At 59.8% G+C, this 20,316-nt stretch carries 17 protein-coding genes; 7 read left to right on the forward strand and 10 right to left on the reverse strand.

Annotated elements, in window-relative coordinates; translation table 11 throughout:
- Positions 1-118: 118 nt before the first annotated feature.
- A complete protein-coding gene (locus NHU87_RS13625) occupies positions 119-2,056 on the reverse strand; it encodes a bifunctional 5-dehydro-2-deoxygluconokinase/5-dehydro-2-deoxyphosphogluconate aldolase (RefSeq protein ID WP_253549096.1) in 1,938 nt (645 codons plus the stop codon).
- A gap of 310 nt (positions 2,057-2,366) precedes the next feature.
- Here NHU87_RS13625 and NHU87_RS13630 point away from each other — a divergent pair, with 310 nt between their 5' ends.
- A complete protein-coding gene (locus NHU87_RS13630) occupies positions 2,367-3,287 on the forward strand; it encodes a MurR/RpiR family transcriptional regulator (RefSeq protein ID WP_253549098.1) in 921 nt (306 codons plus the stop codon).
- A gap of 176 nt (positions 3,288-3,463) precedes the next feature.
- Here the strand turns inward: NHU87_RS13630 and hcnC are convergent, their stop codons facing one another.
- The 5 genes from hcnC to NHU87_RS13655 all read right to left on the reverse strand — a co-directional run bounded on the left by hcnC (position 3,464) and on the right by NHU87_RS13655 (position 8,363).
- Positions 3,464-4,723 (reverse strand): cyanide-forming glycine dehydrogenase subunit HcnC, encoded by a 1,260-nt coding sequence (hcnC, locus tag NHU87_RS13635; RefSeq protein WP_253549100.1) that lies wholly within the window; start codon positions 4,721-4,723, stop codon positions 3,464-3,466.
- On the reverse strand, positions 4,716-6,125 hold the full coding sequence (gene hcnB, locus NHU87_RS13640) for a cyanide-forming glycine dehydrogenase subunit HcnB (protein ID WP_253549102.1): 1,410 nt from the start codon (positions 6,123-6,125) through the stop codon (positions 4,716-4,718). The genes hcnC and hcnB overlap by 8 nt, the downstream gene beginning before the upstream one ends.
- On the reverse strand, positions 6,122-6,436 hold the full coding sequence (hcnA, locus tag NHU87_RS13645; protein ID WP_253549104.1) for a cyanide-forming glycine dehydrogenase subunit HcnA: 315 nt from the start codon (positions 6,434-6,436) through the stop codon (positions 6,122-6,124). Before hcnA ends, hcnB begins: the two co-directional genes overlap by 4 nt.
- Positions 6,437-6,641: 205 nt before the next feature.
- Positions 6,642-7,181, reverse strand: coding sequence for a hypothetical protein (locus NHU87_RS13650; protein WP_253549106.1), 540 nt, complete (start codon positions 7,179-7,181; stop codon positions 6,642-6,644).
- Between the two features lie 231 nt (positions 7,182-7,412).
- Positions 7,413-8,363 (reverse strand): hypothetical protein, encoded by a 951-nt coding sequence (locus NHU87_RS13655; RefSeq protein ID WP_253549108.1) that lies wholly within the window; start codon positions 8,361-8,363, stop codon positions 7,413-7,415.
- Positions 8,364-8,633: 270 nt separating this feature from the next.
- Between NHU87_RS13655 and NHU87_RS13660 the strand changes: the two genes are divergently transcribed.
- Positions 8,634-9,317, forward strand: coding sequence for a response regulator transcription factor (locus NHU87_RS13660; protein WP_048397077.1), 684 nt, complete (start codon positions 8,634-8,636; stop codon positions 9,315-9,317).
- The gene (locus NHU87_RS13665; RefSeq protein WP_253549110.1) at positions 9,295-10,689 is read left to right on the forward strand and encodes a sensor histidine kinase; all 1,395 of its coding nucleotides are present in this window, start codon (positions 9,295-9,297) and stop codon (positions 10,687-10,689) included. Before NHU87_RS13660 ends, NHU87_RS13665 begins: the two co-directional genes overlap by 23 nt.
- A 207-nt stretch (positions 10,690-10,896) precedes the next feature.
- On the opposite strand, the gene NHU87_RS13670 is transcribed toward NHU87_RS13665, so the two are convergent.
- Positions 10,897-11,403: a DinB family protein gene (locus NHU87_RS13670; protein WP_253549112.1), complete on the reverse strand. Its 507-nt coding sequence runs from the start codon at positions 11,401-11,403 to the stop codon at positions 10,897-10,899.
- Between the two features lie 538 nt (positions 11,404-11,941).
- Between NHU87_RS13670 and NHU87_RS13675 the strand changes: the two genes are divergently transcribed.
- The 4 genes from NHU87_RS13675 to NHU87_RS13690 all read left to right on the forward strand — a co-directional run bounded on the left by NHU87_RS13675 (position 11,942) and on the right by NHU87_RS13690 (position 17,686).
- Complete coding sequence (locus tag NHU87_RS13675) at positions 11,942-12,220, forward strand: hypothetical protein (protein ID WP_253549114.1); 279 nt, start codon at positions 11,942-11,944, stop codon at positions 12,218-12,220.
- A gap of 282 nt (positions 12,221-12,502) precedes the next feature.
- Positions 12,503-15,220: a magnesium-translocating P-type ATPase gene (gene mgtA, locus NHU87_RS13680; protein ID WP_253549116.1), complete on the forward strand. Its 2,718-nt coding sequence runs from the start codon at positions 12,503-12,505 to the stop codon at positions 15,218-15,220.
- Positions 15,221-15,441: 221 nt separating this feature from the next.
- Complete coding sequence (locus NHU87_RS13685) at positions 15,442-17,118, forward strand: Na/Pi cotransporter family protein (protein ID WP_253549118.1); 1,677 nt, start codon at positions 15,442-15,444, stop codon at positions 17,116-17,118.
- Between the two features lie 271 nt (positions 17,119-17,389).
- Entirely contained in the window at positions 17,390-17,686 is a 297-nt protein-coding gene (locus NHU87_RS13690) for a DUF2388 domain-containing protein (RefSeq protein ID WP_253549120.1), read from the forward strand.
- A gap of 70 nt (positions 17,687-17,756) precedes the next feature.
- Here NHU87_RS13690 and NHU87_RS13695 read toward each other — a convergent pair whose 3' ends face one another.
- The 3 genes from NHU87_RS13695 to NHU87_RS13705 form a co-directional block, all read right to left on the reverse strand.
- Positions 17,757-18,689 carry a pyridoxal-phosphate dependent enzyme gene (locus NHU87_RS13695; RefSeq protein ID WP_253549122.1) on the reverse strand — a complete coding sequence of 311 codons (933 nt, stop codon included), beginning with the start codon at positions 18,687-18,689 and terminating at the stop codon, positions 17,757-17,759.
- Positions 18,690-18,960: 271 nt separating this feature from the next.
- Positions 18,961-19,629, reverse strand: a complete 669-nt coding sequence (locus tag NHU87_RS13700) for an HAD-IA family hydrolase (protein WP_253549131.1) — start codon at positions 19,627-19,629, stop codon at positions 18,961-18,963.
- A gap of 75 nt (positions 19,630-19,704) precedes the next feature.
- Positions 19,705-20,112, reverse strand: a complete 408-nt coding sequence (locus tag NHU87_RS13705) for a response regulator (protein ID WP_253549133.1) — start codon at positions 20,110-20,112, stop codon at positions 19,705-19,707.
- Positions 20,113-20,316 lie beyond the last annotated feature (204 nt).

The following is a 20,316-nucleotide window of genomic DNA, read 5'->3' on the forward strand; positions in this document are numbered from 1 at the left end:
TTTCTAAATTACCGTTGAATCTGAGGCCGCCTTCGCGGGCAAGCCTCGCTCCTACAGGAAGCTGTGGTGATCTGTAGGAGCGAGGCTTGCCCGCGAAGAACGATAACGCGGTGTCACGTCAAGCGCGGGCTGTGCGCCAGGCGTCGATCAGTTCGACGAACGTGCCCTGCACCTGGCGGATCAGCGTTTCGTCGTCGATTTCACCGGTCATCCACGCGCGGCTCGGTTCCTGGAAAATCGTCCGGCCCACGGCAAAACCTCGGCAGGTCTGGCTCTGGCTAGCTTGCTGAAACCCTTCGGCCAAGGCCGCCGCCGGGGCATTCAGGCCCAGCAGCACCACGCCACGGCAATACGGATCGCGTTCCTGAATCAGCTCATCGAGTTGTTTCCATTCCTCGGCGCTTTGCGCTTCGATCTTCCACCATGCCGGGTAGATGCCCAGGTTGTAGAGGCGTTTCAGCGCGCGATACAGCACGTCCGGATGGGTTGACGGATGATCCTTGGGCGGAATGATTTCCAGCAGCAGCTCATGACCGCTGACTTGCGAGGCCTGATACAAACCCTTGATCTGCGCTTCCTGCTCCAAACGCAGCAGAGGCTCGTCGTCGGGGTGGAATTGCACCAGGCATTTGATGATCTGTTCTTGCGGCCAGGCAATCAGGTTGCTGCCGATCGAGCGCCCATGCTCGAACGCCAATGGCCGCGAACCCTGCACTTCCACTGGCCGCGCCACCCACCAGCCGCGACCGGTGGCGGCGTTCAGCGAGTCCTGGCCGAAGCGTTGATCGGCCAACAAGCCGACATCAGCCTCGACACCCTGTTCACACAAATCCGCTTCGACCCGCTCCACGGCTTTGATAAAGAGTTGTTTGAGTTCGCCGATAGCGTTCAGGTCGCGCCCGCCCTTGTGGGCCAGCTCCACCAATTGCCCGCGATGATCGAAGGCGAAGATGAACAGTTGCTTCCACTGTTTGCGCGGCACGCTGACTTGATGCAGACGCTGCAACACGGCGTCCTGATCCGGCCGGGTGATCGGTACCGGGCTGTTGAATAGATAGTCGAGTTCGGCGCGGGTCGGCATCGCCGGGGCGCAGGCATGGCGCGACACCACCAGACCGCCGCAGGCATTGGCCAACTGGCAGCAGCGCTCGTCGCTGGCATCCTCCAGCCAGCCGCTGAGGAAGCCCGACATGAAGGCATCGCCGGCCCCCAGCACATTGAGCACTTCGACGCGCACGCCGGGATAGATCGCGCCATCTTCGAGACGCACAGGGATCACCCCATGAATCACCGTGCAGCCTTGCGGGCCGAGCTTGACCACCAGCGTCGCCGTGCTCAGTTGCCGGACGTTGCGCAATGCAGTGAGCAAATCTTCGGAACCACCGGCGATCAAAAACTCTTCTTCCGTGCCGACGATCAGGTCAAAACGCGGGAGGATTTTCTGCACGTGTTGGCTGACGTTCTGATCGGCGACAAACCGGGTTTCGCCGTCCGCCTTGCCGGCCAGGCCCCAGAGTACCGGGCGATAGTCGATGTCCAGCACCCGTTTGACGTTGTGCTTCTCGGCGTAGTCCAGCGCCTGGATGCTCGCTTTGTAGACACCGTCGGTGGAGAAATGGGTGCCGGTGATCAGCAAGGCTTTGCTGGAAGCGATAAAGGCTTCGCTGATGTCTTCGGCGCGCAACGCCATGTCGGCGCAATTCTCGCGGTAGAACACCAGTGGAAAGGTTTCGCGGTCCTTGAGGCCCAGCAGGACCATGGCGGTCAGGCGTTCCGGATCGACCTTGATGCCGCTGACGTCGCAACCTTCGCGGGTCAGCGATTCAACGAGGAAGCGGCCCATGTGGTCGTCCCCTACCCGGCTCAGCATCGCCGACTTCAGACCCAGCCGAGCGGTGCCGAAGGCGATATTGGCGGACGAACCACCGAGGTATTTGGCGAAGCTGCTCACATCCTCCAATCGCGCCCCGACTTGCTGCGCATAGAGGTCGACGCCCAGGCGCCCCAGGCAAATCAGATCCAATTGACGCCCACTGGCAAAACGAGTCTGGCCCATGCTGGCTCCTGTTATTTTTATCTGCCTGCGTTCGGGGCGATGAAGGCGCCGAACACTCTTGGTGGATGCAGACTAAAACGACCGGGACCGAATAATCAATAATTATTCTAAATATTTTTCACGTGGAATATTTTTTCCAATAAACTTCTACACAAGCACTCCAGACACCGTGCATCGTTTCAGCAGACCCGATGACAGCCGCAAGCTCAAGATTTTATTCCGGCCTACCCTGTAGACTGCGCACAGCCAACCTATTGTCAGGGGATGACCCGCCTGTCATCTCTATAAGAACAAGCCAGAAGGATTCCTTATGTCCCGCACCGATCAGCCGGCTACGACCGAGAGCACGCCCGACAGCGATCTCGTCAGCCCCCCGATCAATGCCGAGCGTTTGTTGCAGTTGATCACCGATGAATACGAAAGCCTGCCACGCCAGCTCAAACGCATCGCCAGCTACATGAGCCAGCAGAGCGATCGGATCATGGTCGACCGCATCAGCGACATCGCCCGCGAATGTGAAGTGCACCCATCGGCCATCGTGCGGTTTTCCCAGCGTTTCGGCTTCAGCGGTTTCAGCGAAATGCAGGCGCTGTTTCGCGAGGCCTATACCCATAAAACCACGCCGGTGCAGAACTACCAGCAACGCATCCGCAGCATGATCGCCAACAAATCCCAGAAGGCCAGTGGCGGCGACCTGGCGCGCGAATGCATCGACGCCACCCTGTCGGGCATCGAACGGTTGGGGCTGGAACTCGATGATCAGGCCTTCGATAAAGCCGTGGACTTGGTGGTGAACGCCGACAACATCTACGTGGTCGGGGTGCGCCGCTCGTTCGCGGTGGCCGATTACCTGGTCTACAACCTGCAACACACCAACAAGCGCATCCATTTGGTGTCGGGTCTGGGCGGCAGTTACCGCGAGCAGATGCGCAGCGTGCGCGCCAATGACCTGGTGATCGCCATCAGCTTCACGCCCTACGGCAAGGAAACCCAGCACTGCCTGCGTATTGCCCAGCACAATCAGGCGAAAACCCTGATCATCACCGACAGCAACCTTTCACCTTTGGCCAAGCGCGCCAACACCGTGCTGCTGGTTAACGAAGGCAGCTCGTTTGCCTTCCGCTCGTTGAGTGCGACCTTGTGCCTGTGCCAGGCGCTGTTTATCGCCGTGGCTTATCGACTGGAATTGAAGGTTGATGAGATTCATGAGCAGGTGGGGTTTGAGGATTAGTGCGGGACGCCGATTAACTGAGCCCCAACGATCGTTCCCACGCTCTGCGTGGGAATGCATCCAATGACGCTCTGCGTCATATCGGACGCGGAGCGTCCGGGGCGGCATTCCCACGCGGAGCGTGGGAACGATCAGCGCACGACCTGTAGGAGCGAGGCTTGCCCGCGAAGGCGTCCTCAAGCCAAATCCATTTCCTTGCGTTCAACCTCCGGTACCCCTGCAAACCGATCCGCCAGAAACGGTGTGATGTCCAGCGGCAACGGCTCGTTGTTCACCAGTTTGTCCAGCAACACCCCGGTGATCGCCGACGTCAGAATACCGGTGCGAAAGTGTCCGCAGGCATTCAGGTAACCCTCTACCCCTTTCATCGGCCCGAGAATCGGCAGCTCGTCCGGCGAGCCTGGACGCAACCCGGCCCAGCAGCGTTTCAAATTGATGTCCGCCAGCGCCGGAATGCAACGCAGCGCGCCTTGCACCAGACCGCTGATTTCCGGGTAGGTGGTGGTCACGTCGAAACCCTTGTCTTCGGTGGTGCTGCCGATCAGGATTTCGCCGTTGTCTTTCTGCGCCACGTAGCAGTCGCTGGTGGTCAGGCAACCGTGCAGGATCTTCGGCATGCGCTCGGTCAGCAGGATCTGGCCCTTCACCGGGTTCACCGGAATGCGAATGCCGGTGGCCTGCTCGCTGAGGTCAGCAGCCCAGGCGCCGGCGGCGTTGATCAGCGTATCGCAACGGAACACGCCGGCCTCGTCGGTCTGCACACCATTGACCCGCGAGTCGTGCTTCAACACGCCGGTGACGTTGGTGTTGAAATACAGGTCCACACCGTTCTGTCGCGCGCCTTCGGTGTAGGCATCGGCCAAGCGGAACGGACTGACCTGATGGTCGCAGAGAAACTCCAACGCGCCCCTCGCCTCATGGCTGACACTCGGTTCGGCTTCGCGCAGTGCCGCTTGATCGAGCCAGCGCACCTGATCCGCCAAATGCGGAATACAAGCGACGATATGCTCGGCATAGAGCCGGTCTTCATCGTCATAAATCACGAATTTCAGTCCGGTCTTTTCGAACTTGAAATCCATCCCGTGATTCTCCTGCAACTCCCGGTGCAGGTCCGGGTACATCGCGTTGGACTGCAAGGCGAAATCGAAGAACGACTGCGGCAGGATGTGCGGCGTGCTGGAGTCCACCGCCACGGCCGCGCCATGGGCTTCGCGCTTGCGATTGGCCGACATCATGCGAAAGAAAATCACCCCGCAGCCCAGGCCCACCGACTCACCGATCGCCCACAGGCCACCCGCCGAAGCGCGGGTCGCATTGCCCGGACGCTTGGCGTCGATCAGCGCGATTTTCAGGTGTTTACGCTTGGACAATTGATAGGCGCAGGACGCCCCGATCACACCGCCGCCGGCGATGACCACGTCATAGAACTTACTCATGGCTTGCAGCCTCCCTGCCGACAGACTGGAACGCGGAAAAAGGAATCGGATCGACGGGGAAACGCGGTCGCAACCAACCCACATCCTGCCGGCCGGTGGCTTCACGCAAACGGTCGGTGCAATAACCGACACACATGCGCCCCTGACAATCGCCCATGCTCACACGGGTGCGCATTTTCAGGCTGGCCAGATCTTGCACGCCCTGCTCCAGCGCCCGATCGATGTCGGCGCGGGTCGCGTGTTCACAGCGGCAGATCACCGTATCGGCGGCCGGCAATGCGGTTTGCCCGGCGCCGCGCTCGGTGTAGCGGTCGACGGCGGCGCGAAAGCGCACGATGGACTTGAGTTTCGACAGGTAACGATCGCGCCTGACGAGCGCCAGTTCCAAGTCCAGCACATTGCGTTGCAGCAGGATCGACACTGCCGCGATCCGTCCCGCGAGCATGGCCGCCTCGCCCCCCCGAATCCCACCCATGTCCCCGGCCAAATGCACATGGGGTTCGCTGCTTTGCTGCCAGACATTGGCGCTGGCCCGCAGATAACCGTCATCGCTGAAACCGTGATCCAGGCCCATTTGCTGACTGAGTTGCGTGCGGGGAATGAAGCCGTAACCGACCGCCAGGGTTTGCGCGGCAACTTTCTCGGCGCGACTCAGCTCCGGCTCCCAAGTGCTGGAGTACGGCGCGACGGTCACCGAATTCAACTCGCCTTCGCCCTGTGCCTCGACCACGCCCCAGCCATAGTGCATGGGAATGCCGTGCAATTTCAGGTACGCGAGCATGCTCAAGCCATCGAGAAACAGCTGCGGCTTGTTCAACAGCGCGAGGCTTTCCCGAGCGATTTTGCCGAACGCGCACGCCTCGTAAACTCCGGCAACACTTACCCCGGAGGTGTGCAGCTGGCAGGCCACCAGCGGCAACAACGGACCGGTGCCCGCGATCACCACCGGCCCCTGCGGTTTAACCACGCCGCTCTTGATTTGCAGTTGCAGACCACCCAATAGAATCACGCCGGGCAAGGTCCAGCCGGGAAAGGGCACGCTGCGTTCATGGCAACCGGCAGCCAGCAGCAACTGCGAATACTCAATCTCCTGCAAGCGCTCATCGGCGTCCAGCAGCACCAGTGTGCGAGTGCCTTCGGCACCGACCACGCGATGATTGAGGCGCACGTCAATCAGGCCCGACTGCTCCCGGAACTCTCCATGCAGTTTGGCCAGCACTTGCGAATAGCGCGGCCCCAGATAGTCCAGGTGAACGTTATCGCGCAACGGTCCGCGATAGACCACGCCGCCGAGCCGCGAGGCTTCTTCAAGCAAGGTGCAGCGCACCCCGTGCCGGGCCAGTTCAATGGCTGCGGCCATACCCGCCGGCCCGCCGCCGACGATCACCGGATGCTGGCTCATAACACCTCCTGCCCGGTGATGCGGTTGACTTGGGTTTCGACGCTCATGCCCTCACGCACGATCGTCTGGCAGGCGCGACGTTTGTGTCGGCCATCGATTTTCACCAGGCAGCATTGGCACACGCCCATGCCGCAATAGGCACCGCTGACTTGATCGTGATCGTTACGGGCCACTTGACGAATGCCCAATGATTGAATGACCGTCAGGACGGTTTCGCCGATGGCGGCGCCGACGGTTTGGCCATTGATGTGCACAGTCATGTCCGCCTGCACCAGCGGCTGAATATCGAAGGTTCTGTCTTGGCGTTGCATTGCGCAGTTCATCCTTGAAAAGTAAGGGTTGTTCAGCTCCATGCTGCACTTACACCTGCGGTGGCCCGATGAGATACAAAAACGAGGGGGCCTGCTCGGGTACTAGTCGATGACGCAGCAGGGGCGTGGATTGTTCACGGTAAGGCATATCGCCGAACGAAATATTGATCCAGGCCAGTAAAAGCTGCCGCGCTCGCACCGATCCTCAGCTGGAAAACACGTAGTGCCCTTTGACCTTCTTCGAGCCGAGGAAGCCCAGATCCGGGAACAACAGCGTTTTGAGGTAAGCGACAAAAAACACCATGCCCAAGGTGATTGCGGCACCAATGAGCGTCAGTAGCGGATCCTTCTCAAACCCCTGGAACATGCGTGGAAACTGGCTCAGGGACAGGATCACGTAAATCGTATAGGCCTGCGCAACGTTCTTATAAAAACCCCAGGCGAACAGCAGCGGCACCCCTGCGGCAAACAGGGTAAAAAACACAGCGGCAACTGGCCCGATCATCGAGCCGAGGAAGAACCCGAACACCGCACCGAGCAACGCTTGGGCAATCGTCAGAAAAAGCAATGTCTTGATCTTGCCGGAGTGCCGCTGACACAGCGCAGGGTCCGCATAGGCACCGATCCAGTACGCCAGCACCCGATCCTTGACCTCTCCACCGGACAGCATCTTGAAAATTTCGGTTTTGGAACGCCCGCTTTCGAGCATCGCCACCAGTTGCCGTTTGCTTTCCTTTTTGTCCAAGGTATTTCTCCTGTCAGGCAACACAACATTAAGAGTGGGAGCAGCTCCCGCTGGGGCGATTCTCGCTGCTTGGGCATCCGAAAAGCAAAAAAACGCCGCTTCTACAGGAGGTAGAAGCGGCGCAGGCAAGTGCCTCAAAGAGGATCACGTCAGCAAGGCAATCAGAATGATGATCGGGATCGGTACGCCGAGAAAGAACAGCAATATTGAGCGCATGAGGGTTCTCCTGGGTTAGCGAACAGGTGGCAGCGTCGTGGTTGTGGTGGTAGTGACGTAGGCATCGGTTTCCAGGTACTCCACGGCATCCCGACGACGACCGCCGAAGATCGCGGCGAGGCTGGCAAAAAATGCACCGGCCAGCAGCGCGACAAACATCCACAACGCGGTCAAGGCTGCGACTTTGGCTGCCGTGTCGGCTGCTTGTTGCGCGGTCAGTTTGGCGTCGGCGACGGCTTTTTGGGTGCGGGCATAGACTTCATCGACACGGCGCTCGGCGTCCGCTTGAGTGAGGTTGGTCCGCTGCGCGACCAGTTGTGCAAGGTAAGTCCGATCCTCGGGCGCCAATTGACCGTCGTTGCGCAGGCTGCGCGCGAAGATCCGGGTGACGGTGCCATTGACGGCGTCCTCGCTGACGGCGACTGGCCGATCATCGCGAAACAGGCTGTCGATGAAGTAACCGTACGGGTCACCGTCGGTATTACCGACCGCGCTGCCGGCAGCCTGGGTCATGGCGCTGGCGGCACCGCCGGCGACTGTTGCCCCGGCCTGCACACCGCCGCTGACGATGTTGCTGACCGAGCCGACCACCAGCGTCGCGGTCACCAGCGTCGCGATACACCAGGCCAGGAAGCCATGGGCGGTGTCACGGAAGTAGACCTCATCGCCGTGCATGTAGGCCCACCTCACCCGCAGGCGACCGGCGATGTAGCCGCCGAGCCCGGACGCCACGATCTGGGTAAAGGCCAGCCAGATAATCGTCGAGATACCCAGCGTTTTGGCGCTGAAGCCTTCATGGGCCCACGGCGAAACCGCCGAAAAACCCAGACCAAATCCAAGCAGCACGAGAATCAGCGACAACGCCGCGGCCGCTGCGGCTCCGGCGAAGATAGCGGCCCAGGACACGCCAGAGAGCGTGCTGAACTCATCTGCGGCAGGATAAAAACCATCAGAGGATCTGTTCATTGTTGTAGTGCTCCAGGCAAGTGTTACAACTCGTCAAACGAGCAATTGCAGTCAACGTGCCAGTCGCGCCACCTGGAGAAATCGTTCTATTTCAATACCTTGAAAACAATGAACTTCTCAGGGTCATGCAGTTTGCAAGGTGTCAGTGATATCGGCGGGTTTTATGCATTGATCAAAACGGTGCCTGCATGAAATTTTATTTAGAAAACCATCGATCATTTCTTGGCAAAATGCCGCGCAATGTCTTGAACACCTAACCAGGCAAGCCCTATGACCCGCATCTTGACCATCGAAGACGACGCTGTGACCGCCCGGGAAATCGTCGCCGAACTGAGTAGCCACGGCCTCGACGTGGATTGGGTCGACAATGGCCGTGAAGGTCTTGCGCGCGCGGTCAGCGGTGACTACGACCTGATCACCCTCGACCGCATGCTGCCGGAGCTCGATGGTCTGGCGATTGTCACCACCCTGCGCACCATGGGCGTGGCCACGCCGATCCTGATGATCAGCGCCCTCTCCGACGTCGATGAACGGGTTCGCGGCCTGCGCGCCGGCGGCGACGATTACCTGACCAAACCGTTCGCCACCGATGAAATGGCCGCCCGGGTCGAAGTCTTGCTGCGTCGACAGAACACCGTGACCGCCCAGGCCACCACATTGCGCGTGGCCGATCTGGAGCTGAACCTGATCAGCCATGAGGCCAGCCGCGACAGCCAGTTGCTGACGCTGTTGCCCACCGAGTACAAATTGCTGGAATTTCTGATGCGCAACACCGGGCAGATTCTGTCGCGGATGATGATTTTCGAAGAGGTCTGGGGTTATCACTTCGACCCCGGCACTAACCTGATCGACGTGCACATCGGTCGTCTGCGCAAAAAGATCGACCCGCCAGGCAAAGTCCCACTGATTCGGACTGTGCGAGGCTCGGGTTATGTCATTGCTGAACCCCTCTAAAGGCTGGCGCTCCTCCAGCAGCCGCTTGCTGGCGCTCTACAGTTCGCTGTTCGTGGCCTGGAGCGGGATTCTCATGGGCGTCATGTACTACGAAGTGTCCAGCTACCTGGACACCTTGGCCAAGCATTCGTTAATGCAACGTCAGCATCTGTTTTCCCGTTTCCAGGGCGCGCAGCTGGAGGACGCCCTCGCGGCCAGCGTCACCTTCGACGTTCGCGGCATCGATGCCTATGGCTTGTTCGATGACCAGCGGCGCCACCTCAGCGGCCCGTTGCACCAGATCCCCCAGGGCCTGCCACTGGACGGCAAGATTCACATCCTCAGCGACTGCGTCGACGCCGATGACCCGACCCTGCCCGCCGACAGTTGCGATGCCTCGGCGACCCGGACCCTGGACGGGCGCTGGCTGGTATTGGTGCGGGACAACGGTTCGTTGTTTGCGGTGACCCGGATCATCCTGCACGCGCTGCTGTGGGGCGTGTCGCTAACCATTCTGCCCGGCATCGCCGGCTGGCATTTATTGAGACGACGGCCGCTGCGGCGGATCCGGGCGATCCAGGCCAGCGCCGAAGCCATCGTCGCCGGCGACTTGACCCGACGCCTGCCGCTGTCCAACCGCCCTGATGAACTGGACATGCTCGCCGCCATCGTCAACGCCATGCTCGAACGCATCGAGCGCTTGATGAACGAGGTCAAGGGCGTGTGCGACAACATCGCCCATGACCTGCGCACACCGTTGACGCGCCTGCGGGCGCAGCTGTACCGGATTCAGCAGCAGGCCGATGACGGTTCAACGCTGGCCGTGCAACTGGATTCGGTGCTCGGCGAGGCGGATACCTTGATGGCGCGTTTTCGCGGCTTGCTGCGAATTTCCGAGTTGGAGGATCGCCAGCGCCGTTCGGGTTTCGTGCAACTGGACCCGGTGCCATTGCTGCAAGAGCTGCATGATTTTTATCTGCCGCTGGCCGAAGAAGGCGAACTGACTTTTGAACTGCAACTGCCCGAGTCCCTGCCCCGGCTCAACGGCGACCGGGCGCTGCTGTTCGAAGCCGTGGCGAATTTGCTGAGCAACTCGATCAAATTCACACCGCCCAGTGGCGCAGTGATTTTGCGTGGGGTGAATGACGCTGGGCATACACGAATTGAAGTACTCGACTCAGGTCCCGGCATTGCACTGGCCGAGCGAGAGGCGGTGTTTCAGCGTTTTTATCGCGCCGAGGGCGGTAACCCGCAAAGCGGATTCGGGCTGGGGTTATCGATCGTCGCGGCGATTATCAGCCTGCACGGTTTTACCCTGGAAGTGGGCAGCAGCGAGCTGGGTGGTGCACTGTTGGTGCTGGATTGTCGACAGAGTTTGATTCCCGAGGCCTGACATCATTTTCATTACAAAGAAGCTCTATGTGGGAGCAATGATTACTGTAGGAGCCAGGCTTGCCGGCGAAGGCGCCCTTAAGGACGTCTTCGCCGGCAAGCCTGGCTCCTACAGAGCGCAGCGTCAGACAACATCAATGTTGGCTGGAAGGTAGCCATCGCGAGCAGGCTCGCTCCCACAGGATTTGCTTGGGCTGGGAAACTCGATTCAATACCCCGGAACCTCGCGCAGAAACACCGGCAGATCAGTGATCGGTGGCAGGGCCGGAATCTCGCAGTACATCTGGACCACCCAGCCTCGGTGATAACTGGCATGGTTGACCACATGCAACAGCATCGCGCCGGCGCTCATGACCCCGTTTTCCCCCGACACGGAGGTGAATTCGATGGGTTTATCCAGCGAATCGTCGGTCTGGGCCGAGCTCCATCCACAGAACCATTGATCGATCTCCTGCTGCACCAGTCGCAGCTCGGTGAGTTCAGGATGGAGCAGACCATGGGAGGTTTTGAAGCCGTGGCCGCGCCCCTCCAGATGCGCTTTCCAGATGCAATCGACCACGTAGATATGGTTCAAGGTGCCGATGATGTTGTTGAACACCGACATCCGTTTGCGGTTGAGCTCTTCCGGTGGCAGCGCCATGAGGCTGTCGAAGAGTCGCTGATCGGCCCAGCGCCTGTAATCGGCGAGCATGCGGGCAGTGCGTACGTTGATCATCAGAGGTCTCCCATGACGATGGGCGCATTGCCAAGAATAGCTCCCCGCTGACTATCGGTCACGCCGGAGCCGATCATCACGCATTCGATATCGACGCTCACTTGCCCTCCTCCATGTAGGAGCTGGCGAAGCCTGCGATCTTTTGATCTTCGGCGGCAGCTGAAATACCAAAGATCAAAAGATCAAAAGATCAAAAGATCGCAGCCTTCGGCAGCTCCTACGCTGTCAATTAGCTGAACCACTACACACTTTAATAACCGAACCCGGTTTAACCGGCAGTCAAGTGCACTTTTACGATTGACTTCACCTGCCTCGCTCAGTAAATTGCCCGGGCCGGTAACAACGGCCTTTTATCAACTCACAAAAGAATCCAATGGACACAGCATCTAGCCGCTGTCGGGTTACTGCGAATATGCAGAACCTGGCACATAACCCAGACAATGACGGGACTCGACTTTTCGGTCGGGTAAGCTGCGCTAGAGCCTGAGGCTCCACCGTAACTTGCCTCACCGGAATCAGTCCGGCCCAGAGGCATGTTATGAACTTCAAAACCACTGTAATGCCAGGCGTACGCGCCTTTGCATCGACCATGCGGGTCAAGCTTTTCCGTGAGCGTCTGTTGACGATTCGGCCCAGCGCCCCGTTTTCCGCCCCTTCTGCCCACACCAAGGCACAGCCTCGTGCCAACTGGCGCGTCTGCCCGACAACGGGCCGGCTTCAGCAACGCTGGAGCTTCGACGAAAGCCAGGAACCACCGAGTCGGCGCATCGCGCGCCTGATGTTCGGCCTGTACGTTGGGGCACGCACTTTCAATTGATTTGAAGGCACTTTAAAGGTCCTTCCCGAACGGTTTTCTTAAACGAAATCCGACAACTTTCTATTGCCTGTTAAAAACAACTTTAATTGGAATCAAGTTATGGACGAAGCCAGTAGTCGGTTCGCGGTCTGTCACGTGTTAGTTGATGGACAGCGAACGGTAAAACATCAAAACACAATCATCCGACTCGATCGCTTATTTGCGGCTCGACATACGTGCGCTCGTCTTTGATTAGCTGAGTACCTGTGTGTCGTGCCGCAAGCCTGCGGCAGGAGCACAGCAATGACCCTTGTAAAAACCGCAAAGAAAACCACCCGAGGCGCCTCCAGCGACAACGCCAAGCTGTCGATGCGTGCCGCCCGGGAAGCGCAAAACGGCCTGGCCGTAACCCTCACCAACCTCAACGCCACCGCTGACGGTTTGACCGAACTCGAAGCCGAAGGCCGTCTGGCTCGTGGGGGTCACAACGAAGTCGCCCATGACAAGCCGCCTCACGCCCTCGTCCAACTGCTCAAAGCCCTGAACAACCCCTTCATCTACGTGCTGCTGACCCTGGCCGGCATCAGCTTCTTCACCGACTACTGGCTGCCGATCAGCCAAGGTGAAGGCGACGACGCCGACCTGACCAAGGTCATTATCATCATGACCATGGTCAGCCTGAGCAGCCTGCTGCGGTTCTGGCAGGAATACCGTTCGGCCAAGTCCGCCGAAACCCTCAAAGCCATGGTGCGCACTACTGCCACCGTCCTGCGTCGCCCACAAAAGGGCCGCCCGCCAGTGTTGCGCGAAGTGCCGATGCGCGAACTGGTGGCCGGCGACATCGTGCAGCTCAGCGCTGGCGACATGATCCCGGCGGATATCCGCCTGATCGAATCCCGCGACCTGTTCATCAGTCAGGCCGTGCTGACCGGCGAAGCCTTGCCCGTCGAGAAGTACGACACGCTGGGGGATGTGGCGCAGAAGTCAGCGACCGGCAGCGCTGCCGATCAGTCCAACCTGCTCGACCTGCCGAACATCTGCTTCATGGGCACCAACGTGGTCAGCGGCACCGCCAAAGCGGTGGTGGTCGCTACCGGTTCGCGCACCTACTTCGGCTCACTGGCCAAAGCCATTGTTGGCTCGCGGGTGCAAACCGCGTTCGACCGCGGGGTGAACAGCGTCAGTTGGCTGTTGATCCGTTTCATGCTGGTCATGGTGCCGATCGTGTTCCTGCTCAACGGCTCCAAAGGTGACTGGAGCGATGCGCTCCTGTTTGCACTGGCAGTGGCGGTCGGCCTGACCCCGGAAATGCTGCCGATGATTGTCAGCGCCAACCTGGCCAAAGGCGCCATGGCCATGGCCAAGCGCAAAGTGGTGGTCAAGCGCCTTAATGCGATTCAGAACTTCGGTTCGATGGACGTGCTGTGCACCGACAAGACCGGCACGCTGACGCAGGACAAGATCATTCTTGAACACCATGTCGACAGCAATGGCCAGCGCGACGATTCGCTGCTGGAACTGGCCTGGCTCAACAGCTATCACCAGAGCGGGCTGAAAAACCTGATGGATCAGGCGGTGGTGCAGTTCGCCAACAACAACCCAAAGTTTCGGTTGCCGTTCGCCTACAGCAAGGTCGATGAACTGCCGTTCGACTTCGTCCGTCGACGCCTGTCGATCATCGTCAAGGACAGCCGCGACGATCATCTGATGGTGTGCAAAGGCGCGGTCGAGGAAATGCTGACCATCGCCAGCCACCTCAATGAAAACGGTTTTATCGTGGCGTTGGATGATCAACGTCGCCAAGCGCTGCTGGCCCTGGCGAACGAATACAACGAGGACGGCTTCCGGGTGCTGTTGGTCGCCACCCGCGAGATCCCGAAGGCACAGACGAAAAACCAGTACGCAACCACTGACGAACGCGAACTGGTGATTCGCGGCTTCCTGACCTTCCTCGATCCGCCAAAGGAAACCGCCGGCCCGGCGATTGCGGCGCTGCGCGACATGGGCGTGACCGTCAAAGTGCTGACCGGCGACAACGCCGTGGTGACCTGCAAGATCTGCCGCGAAGTCGGTCTGGAACCCGGCACGCCGCTGCTCGGCCGAGACATCGAAAAGATGGACGACGCCACCCTCAAGGTGCGAGTCGAGGAACGCACGGTGTTCGCCAAGCTGACGCCACTGCAGAAATCCCGGGTGCTCAAGGCGTTGCAGGCCAACGGTCACACCGTGGGTTTCCTCGGTGACGGCATCAACGACGCCCCTGCCTTGCGCGATGCCGACGTGGGTATTTCGGTGGACAGCGGCACCGACATCGCCAAGGAATCGGCCGATATCATCCTTCTGGAAAAGAGCCTGATGGTGCTCGAAGAAGGCGTGCTCAAGGGCCGCGAAACCTTCGGCAATATCATGAAGTACCTGAACATGACCGCCAGCTCCAACTTCGGCAACGTGTTCTCGGTGCTGGTGGCCAGTGCATTCATTCCATTCCTGCCGATGCTGTCGATCCACTTGCTGCTGCAAAACCTCATGTACGACATCTCTCAGCTGGCGCTGCCGTGGGACAAGATGGACAAGGAATTCCTGCGCAAGCCACGCAAGTGGGACGCGAAGAACATCGGCCGTTTCATGCTGTGGATCGGGCCGACCTCGTCGGTGTTCGACATCACCACCTTCGCGCTGATGTGGTACGTGTTCGCCGCCAACAGCGTGGAGATGCAGGGCCTGTTCCAGTCCGGCTGGTTCATTGAAGGGCTGCTGTCCCAGACCCTCGTGGTGCACATGCTGCGCACGCAGAAAATCCCGTTCTTCCAGAGCACTGCGGCGTTGCCGGTGATTCTGATGACCGGGCTGGTGATGGTGCTGGGCATCTACATTCCGTTCTCGCCACTGGGCACGCTGGTCGGTTTGCAACCGCTGCCGTGGGCGTACTTCCCATGGCTGGTCGGCACCTTGCTCAGCTACTGCGTGTTCGCGCAGATCATGAAGACCCTCTACATCCGTCGCTTCAAGCAATGGTTCTGATGATGTAAGCCCCCGCAGCGAGGGGGCAAACCCAAATGACTTGAACACCGCAATCCCTGTAGGAGCTGGCGAAGCCTGCGATCTTTTGACTTTGCCTTTAAAAATCAAGATCAAAAGATCGCAGGCTTCGCCAGCTCCTACAGGGTCGGGTGTTCGTCAGATACCATCCCTCCGGCTCCCGGGCCGTCAATAAATGCAACACGCAAAAAGGGAGAGTCCTCATGTCGGGAACTACTCTACTGATCAACCTCGCAGGCACCATCGCCCTGTTGTTGTGGGGCACCCACATGATTTCTTCGGCGCTGTTGCGCGGCTTCGGCACGCCATTGTGCCAGTGGCTGGGCCACAACCTGAATAACCGCTGGATGGCTTTGCTGTCTGGCATCGGCATCACCGGCGTCCTGCAAAGCAGCACCGCCGTCAGCCTGATGGCGACTTCGTTCACCGCGGCCGGAACGCTGGGACTGGCGCCGGCACTGGCGGTGATGCTCGGCGCCAATATCGGTTCGACCTTGGTGGTGCAACTGCTCAGCGCCGATGTGTCGATGCTCACACCCATCGTTCTGCTGGCGGGCCTGATCGTCTTTCGGCTGCGTGATGACTCGCGCTACGAAAGCGTCGGTTGCGCGCTGATCGGCTTGGGGCTGATGCTGCTGGCCCTGCACATGCTCGGTTCGACGCTGGCGGAAGTCGAAGGCACGCCGATCTTCCGGCTCATCATGCAGAGCCTCGAGGGCGATCTGGTGATTGCACTGCTGGTGGCGCTGATCCTCACCTGGCTCTGCCACTCCAGCGTGGCCGTGGTGCTGCTGATCGTCTCGTTGGCCGCGACCGGCATGCTCTCGGCCAGCCCGATTGTCGCGCTGGTACTGGGGGTGAATATTGGCGGTGCGCTGCCTTCGGTCATCAACGCCGGTTCGAGCGTCGGCCGACGCCTGCCGCTGGGTAATCTGCTGGTGCGGACGGTCGGTGCCCTGGCGGTCTTGCCGTTTGCCGGGCTGCTCGCTCAGGTACCGCTCGCGCCCTCGACGCTGGTGGTGTGCCTGCACACCGGTTTCAATCTGCTGCTGGGATTGGTGTTCATCGGCCTGACCGAGGTGCTCGCCAATGCCCTCACCCGATGGCTGCCGGCGCCTGAGCGGGATGTCGACCCTGGCATGCCGCACTACCTGGATGAAGCCGGTCTGGAAGTGGCCAACATCGGCTTGTCGAATGCCGCCCGCGAAGCCTTGCGCATGGCTGACATGCTCTCGGCCATGCTCGGCCGGATGCTTCAACTGCTCCACACATCGCTACCGGCCTGCGCCGATGAAGTGCGGCGCATCGATCAATCCCTGGACCTGCTCAGCGCGGCGATTCGGGCTTATCTGGCCGACATCGGCAAGGAAGGCATCAGTGACAGCGATGCCGATCGCTCCCAGGAAATCCTCACGTTTGTGATCAACCTCGAACATGCCGCGGACATTCTTTCCAGCAGCCTCGCGCAGTTGGCCATGCGCCGCTTGCGCCGGGGTGAACAGTTCTCGGCCTTCGAACTGGGCAACATCGCCCCGCTGCACGACGCCGTGCTGGAAAGTTTGAGCCTGGCGATCATCGTGTTCCTGCGCGAAGACATCGCCACCGCGCACCACCTGATCCATCGCAAGGAGATCGTCAGAAGGCTGGAAGCCTGCGCCAGCCGCGAGCATTTTCGCCAGTTGCAAGAAGACAAAAGTACCTGGGCGCAATCCGGCGATATTTTCCAGCGGGTGCTGCGTGATTACCGGCGTGTACATCACCACATCGCCGCGCTGGCGTATCCACTGCTGGAACGTGCCGGTGAGCGCTCGATCGAGAACATCGACCCGGCAAAGGAAAACCCGGCAAAAGCAACTTCAGCCGCAACGCATTCCTTGTAGCAGCTGCCGAGCCCGCGAGGCTGCGTTCGGCTGCGCAGCAGTCGTGAGCCTGGCTGACGTGGGTCTGCCTGATGCACCGCAATGTCTGATTTTACGACTGCTGCGCAGCCGAACGCAGCCTCGCGGGCTCGGCAGCTGCTACGGATTGCGCATTAACTGGCGGGATTCTGAGCGGTCGCCTGTGCATGCAACGAATCGGCAGGGAACTCCTGAGCACTGCCAGGCATCCTAAATTATGTGTTACTTCCTTTCGCTTTCGGAGGACGCTGTCATGCGCCATCTGTTGCTTGTAACTTCGCTGGTGCTTTGTTTGCCCGTTGGTTCGGCCATGGCCGATGTGGAGGCAAAAGATGTCGCCACTTCGGCAGGGCTTTCCGCATCGCTGTATTCGACATTCAAAGATGACAAAATCGTGATTCCCGCACAGGATGACGCCTCTAGCTTCGTGGCGAGTGGCGGTACGATTCGCGGCGCTTACCTGGAGTCGGTGTTGAAGGAAATTCGACAAAATAATCCCGACCTCAAGGCAAGCGATGAAGACCTGGCCAAAGCGATCCTCGCTCAGTAAGGTCCAGTCGGTCATTGAAACCTGTAAAAGTCAGCCATGGGGCTCGCAACACTGGGATAGTGTTCGGGCCCTAGGTTGCTGGCGTCCCGCCGGTCAGGCGCGCCCAGCCCGCAACCAATTGCGCGCTGATGCTGACGCCGCCGCACACCACAATCACCACATCATGAGCCTCGGCAATCGCTGGATGGTCGAGGTACGCCACCGCCAATGAAACACCGCACGCCGGCTCGACCAACTGACGCAAGTCGTTGGCGTAACGAACCACGCCCATGATCGCCTCATCATCGCTGAGCACCACGCATTCGTGCGCAAAGTCGAGAATGTGCTGCACCGGCCAGGCCGCCACCTGCGCCGCGCCAAGTGAGGTGGCGACGGTGTCGATGCGCGGCAATCTGACCGGGTGGCCGGCACTGATGGCAGCCGCGAAAGACGCCGCGCCCTGGGTTTCGCAAGCAACGATCCGACAATCCATGCGCTGATGACGGATCAGGCCAGTGAGCAGTCCCGCCAACAAACCTCCGCCGCCCACCGACGTCACCAACACATCGACCTGAGGGCAGTCCTCGAGAATTTCATCGACCATCGTGCTGTGCCCTTCCCACAACACTGGATGATCGAAGGCTGGCACGTATTCGGTGTCCGCACCCTTTGCGAGCTCTTTCGCCCGTTGATTGGCTTCGTCCCAGACCTTGCCGTGGACGATCACCTCGGCACCGGTTTTCCTGATCCTGGCGCGGGTGGTTTCCGGGGTGGTGTTCGGCACCACAATGCAGGCTTTCAGCCCAAGACTGGTCGTGGCCACGGCGGTGGCCAACCCGGCGTTGCCCGCGGAAGGACAGACCACTTTGCGCTTGCCCTGCTCCGCTGCCTGGCTACACAACAGGCCCATACCGCGCAGTTTGAACGAGCCGCTGGGCTGCAGGTTTTCCAACTTGAGCCAGATCCGCCGGGCCGGGGTCGACAGGCCCGGGTGCAGAATCAGGGGCGTTCTGATGTGAAGCATCGTGTGCTCCTTGTGACGCCCTCGGTTCATCGAGATGTTCAACGAGCCGGGAGTGAATAGATAGAATCATCCTTATCCAAGCTTAGTTCACCCAGCCTCGCGGCTATCGTTCTGGCGATGCGCTGGCAACCCTGGTGATGGCGCTTGATTGCCGATATCTCTGAACCCACCACAATTTAAATGTGGGAGCGGGCTTGCTCGCGAATGCGGTTCATCATTCAACATTGATGTCGACTGATACACCGTCTTTGCGAGCAAGCCCGCTCCCACATTAGAGTGTGTACAGGCTGAGTTGGCTGTGGAGATCCACTCGTACCTGGACCGTGTCATAACGGGCCAAAGTGGCATGCGGGGTCTGAAGCGGATGAACATGGGTCGCGGTGATGACCATGACGTGACCACCCGCCGCTTCACCGGCGCGAATTCCCACGGCGGCGTCTTCGAAGATCAGGCACTCGGTGGGCTCGACTCCTAACCGACGAGCGGCCAGCCGATAACCCGCAGGGTCGGGTTTGCCGGCGCTGACGTCTTCAGCGGTGACCATCACGGCAGGTTCGGGAATGCCTGCCGCCGCCATTCGGCGCAGGGCCAGCGCCCGTGGCGCGGAGGTGACGATGGCCCATTGGTCAGCGGGCAATGACTTGAGAAAGTTCGCCGCGCCGGCCACCTCGACAATCCCTTGCACATCCTCGATTTCCGCCTCGGTGATCCACGCGGCTTCAGCTTCAGCGTCCACCCCGGGCAAGGCCAGACGGGTGATGGTGTCGATGGCCCGAACGCCGTGGATAGTCGGCAGGAAGGTATCGACATCGACGCCGTGGCGCAGGGCCCAGATAGTCCAGATCCGCTCGGCGGCCGCGATGGAATTGAGGACAGTTCCGTCCATATCGAACAGAAAAGCGCGGTACGAGGTGTTGAACACGGAGGCTTGAACGGACAAAGGGCGATTTCCAGAACCAGGCGAATGTTATCAGGCAATGTACATCAGCCGCGTAAGAGCTGCCGCAGGCTGCGCCTACAAAGAGCGGTTCGAATGCAAGGCGTTTTGCACACAATCGAGCAACTGTCCCACCGCCCAAGGCTTCTTGATGAACGCCACCCGATGCTTGACCCCCGAACTTTTCGGGGTTTCGAAGCCGGACATGATCATGATCGGTTTGTCTGGCCAACGGTCGCCGAACTGATTGGCCAAGTCCGCGCCATTGAGTTTGCCCGGCATGGTGATGTCCGTCAGCAACAGTCCTACCTCCGGCGCGTGCTGCTCCAGAAACTGCGACGCAGCGTCCGCGCTGACCTGTGGTTCAACCGCAAAGCCTTCCTCCTGAAGAATTTCGCACAGAAACTCCAGGATCAACGGGTCGTCCTCCACCACAAGAATCAAACCGTCAGACAAGTGCGCGCCCGCCGTCGATACTGGACTCATGACTGTGCCACTCCCTGATTGCGTAAATAGTTTCGCCGGCTCAAATCCGCCACCTACAGGTATGAGCAGCGGACTTCGTGGAAATTCATTTTTGATACAGTCAGACGACGAAATCAGCTGAAGCGCATGCTTTGTAGCATCTGGCGATTTCATCGAGTCTTGGCTCATCGCATCAGACTTGAACGCCGCGCAGCAACATGACAG

The organism is Pseudomonas mandelii, from assembly GCF_024138395.1.
GTDB lineage: Bacteria > Pseudomonadota > Gammaproteobacteria > Pseudomonadales > Pseudomonadaceae > Aquipseudomonas > Aquipseudomonas mandelii_E.